Source organism: Furfurilactobacillus milii (assembly GCF_009863985.1).
Taxonomy (GTDB): Bacteria; Bacillota; Bacilli; order Lactobacillales; family Lactobacillaceae; genus Furfurilactobacillus; species Furfurilactobacillus milii_A.
This window is the reverse complement of sequence record NZ_WEZT01000052.1, coordinates 1-752: the sequence shown is the minus strand read 5'-3', so window position 1 is coordinate 752 and position 752 is coordinate 1. Positions and strand designations below refer to the sequence as shown.

At 32.7% G+C, this 752-nt stretch carries 1 protein-coding gene; it reads right to left on the bottom strand.

What is annotated here, in order from left to right; translation table 11 throughout:
* A partial coding sequence (locus GB992_RS11390; protein WP_161002549.1) for a magnesium transporter CorA family protein occupies positions 1–752 on the bottom strand: 752 nt, incomplete at both ends.

The following is a 752-nucleotide window of genomic DNA, read 5'->3' as shown; positions in this document are numbered from 1 at the left end:
AAAACCAGCAAATTAGGCTTAGTATAACAGAGATAATCAGCACAGCAAAAACACCATAAGAAGATTTTTCAAACGGGACATCGACATTGATTCCCCAAAAACCAAAAATAATCGCTGGAATAGTCAAAACGATTGATATCTCTGTTAGAGTTTTCATAATCATGTTAAGCTGATAAGAAATCATATTGTTTATCATATCTTCCAAATCAGCCAAATATTGGCTGTAACCTAAAATAATTCTATCCATTGTGTCGCTTGTATCGTATATCTCATCAATTATTTTTTTGGTGGTAAAATCAATATCATTAATAGTTGTGAAATTTTTTTTAATGAAATCCAGCGCTTTGTGATTAGCGCCATAGGTTGTTGACAAAGCTATCATGTATTTTTGAAGAGTCAATAAATTACCAAACGCTGGTCTGAGTGGACCGGACGTTGATATTTCTGAGTCTAAATCATCAATTTTTTCCTTGACTCCACGAAGGTTGTTAAGCATCACATGGAAATCTTTTTGCGTGATCTTTAAAAGTACTTCCTCCATGAAATTATTGACATCACGTAAAACCATATTGGATAAGAGTTCGGGAATGAATTTTAATTTTTGTTTTGTAAAAATTATCAACTTATTTTTAAATACCAAGAAAACAACAGATGCCGTCAGATTATCTAGATGCCCATCTTCATGTACCTCGGGAAACAAAAAACTTACGAGCAAACTTTTTTCATCGTTCTGATCTATCATCGTGTCATAT